This window comes from Bartonella sp. AP9QHHD, from assembly GCF_042195625.1.
Classification (GTDB): Bacteria; Pseudomonadota; Alphaproteobacteria; order Rhizobiales; family Rhizobiaceae; genus Bartonella.
Map to the genome: position 1 here is coordinate 1 of NZ_JBHIOP010000019.1, position 2,613 is coordinate 2,613.

Here is a 2,613-nt window from a genome sequence, read left to right on the forward strand (position 1 = left end):
TGGGTTATGGGGCGTCAATGTGTTAAGACTGATAAAAAGAGTGGCATTGTTAATGATGCCAATCGTTATGCTGTTGAAACCATTGGCAACCCTGCCTACCCTCTAGAGTTATTTCAGAGGGTTATTACCATAAGTTTAGAGACAATGAAAATCGTTAAGAACTTACCAAAATTAGAAATTAGAGAAACTGAATAGACTTGGCTTGCTAAACTCACAAAGGGGTATAGAATCTTATAACCATAATCTATACCTCTTTTGTTAAGTTGATTAGATACAATCCTAATATGCGTTATTCTAAAAATAAGGCTTTGTACTTTTAAACACTCTTATTGGGATTGCTTTAAGACTTTTAAGAAACCCACTCTTAAATAGAATTAGATTTTTTTACATCGCCTTTAAAAGATTATACCGTAATCTAAAATGATAGCTTTATTAACATCGACCTTGTGGCTAAAATTCGTGATTATGCTGCTATTTTCCTAACTCTACTTTGGGACTATAAGCCCCTCTTTGGCTAGTTTTTCAACAGTTGTTTCAGCAACGCTTACTATGAGATTAGAAAATGATGCAAAAGCATTTCCATCGCTATAGCCTTTTGCTAGCCATATGGTTTCTTTGTTTTTTGTATGGTGAATAAGATAAACACTAACACTTATGGCGGGCTTACTAATATTATATCCACCGGTCACATAACCTGGTGTCGTCTCAGTTTCTATGGTAGCAAAGTTTCCAAATCCCGAAATAGTACTTGTAGAGGTTCCCGGATGATACGTTGGCGGGATATATGTCTGCGATATAGCACGATTATCAACGCTAACTATTAGGAGTGCATCTGCGCCTTTATTTGTTATAATTTCCTCTTTCTCGTTATAGGAATAATTACGAGTTAGAGGGAAAAGTTCTAATCCTCTCAATATCTGTACATTGTATTTAGCAAGCGATTTCTCAAAGGTGTCTTCAAGTGCTTTTTGCTCAGAAATAGACATGCCAACACCTCCTATGACCATCTTTTTCGTTTGAAATCGTCCCTTGTAGTTTGGATCAACAATTCCGTTCAAATGTGTTATAGGACCACAAGCTGTGAGTATTAACAAACAAAGTAAAATAAAAAACTTCATCATCATAAACCTTTGATTAATGCAAAAGTCTAATAATGTATTTATAATTCAAATTAAAGATACGATTTGAACTTTTAAATAATTTTTTTAGATTGTTTTGCAAAATTTAAGAAATCCACTCTTAAAGTGAATTAGATTTTTTTACATTGCCTTTAAGAGATTATACCGTAATCTAAAATGAGTGCTTTATTGTTATCAAAAGCTTTGTTTAAAGAGAGTTATGTATATTCATTTTGCTTATAGGTTTTGAAGGTGTAAAAACCGTCAAAACCCCCTCAAAACGTATATTATTAGTTGAATTTATAGGTTGTGTTATCAATATGGGTTGTTTTTTAAAGGTCTGTAAAATCTTAACATATTGAAAAATAACGTTTTTACTTTTTATCGTTTTTTTACATAATAGCAGCAACCCTCAAAACTCAAAACCCCTTCAAAACTCATAACCATAAGGATCTTGATAGCATTTATTATGATTATAATCCCTTTCTTTTGAAAGGCTTTAAAAGATCACATACTCTCATAAGACATGTTTTAATCATTTACTAAATGATCACTTTTGTCGATTCAATGTACTGACATAAACTGACAAATATATATTTACAGTTGTATTTATTTGTTATGGCTGTTTTAATAAGTTGTATTTTGAAAAATTGATAAAACTTAACTTATTGAAATATAATGATTTTAATTTTCTCTCATTTAAAAAAAATGATATAGGTTCTAAAAAGAACTGACAAGACTGACAAAAGTTTATTAAAAGGAATTTTGCTCATCTCTATAATGATCAGTTTCTATTGAGATGTTTTCATAANATGCAAATGAAAGCATTTGTTATAAGAGCGCGGTGCTATTAAGGTCGTTTAAATTAAAGCCCCTTATAAACAAAATTCACAAAAAATTTAAAATTCATTTAGTAACAAAATTGATAGGTTATAAAGTTTAAAATACGCATTATGAGAGCGTTTCTAAATATTATAAATGTATAGATTCAGAAAATAACGCAATCGTTTCATAAAACATATAATATAGCTTTAAAAGCACATAAATATAAAAGAAGAAATTAATAAGCATAAGATATTATCAATACACAACGTATTTAAAAAATAAGAAAAAATATCAAAAAGATAGAAATATTATTTGACAATAAATACGTATTTTGTTACACAAATAATCAAGTGATTAACAAACACTAAACATGTAGCGGATAGATTACGATACAATCTTTCCAAAGCTTTTAAAAACTGGCTATCTTTTATGCTTTAATTAGCATATATGATGATTTTGTCGGGTGTGCTTACACCATACAATACCCTTATGGGAAAAGTGTAAGCAACGGACTACATGCCGTGTTTGTTAACGCCCGACGCCCTTAAAGGGTTGTCAATAACAAACATATAAACATGTAGGTTTTAATTATGAAAAATATCTCAAACAACACCCCCGTTATCTCTAATATTGCAAATGAAACCGCGTCTGTTAATCAACAAGAGCCTGC

General features: G+C 30.5%; 2 protein-coding genes. One reads left to right on the forward strand and one right to left on the reverse strand.

Features of this window, described 5'->3' with window-relative positions; genetic code table 11:
* Positions 1-195: hypothetical protein (locus ACFIK4_RS01105; RefSeq protein WP_375674633.1), on the forward strand; the 195-nt coding region annotated here is incomplete at its 5' end.
* A gap of 290 nt (positions 196-485) precedes the next feature.
* Here the strand turns inward: ACFIK4_RS01105 and ACFIK4_RS01110 are convergent.
* Complete coding sequence (locus ACFIK4_RS01110; RefSeq protein ID WP_375674635.1) at positions 486-986, reverse strand: hypothetical protein; 501 nt, start codon at positions 984-986, stop codon at positions 486-488.
* Positions 987-2,613: the final 1,627 nt, after the last annotated feature.

What these genes read in the sequence shown, in the direction of transcription:
- ACFIK4_RS01110 (WP_375674635.1), bottom strand. Translation starts at nt 986, where the DNA reads ATGTCTATTTCTGAGCAAAAAGCACTTGAAGACACCTTTGAGAAATCG.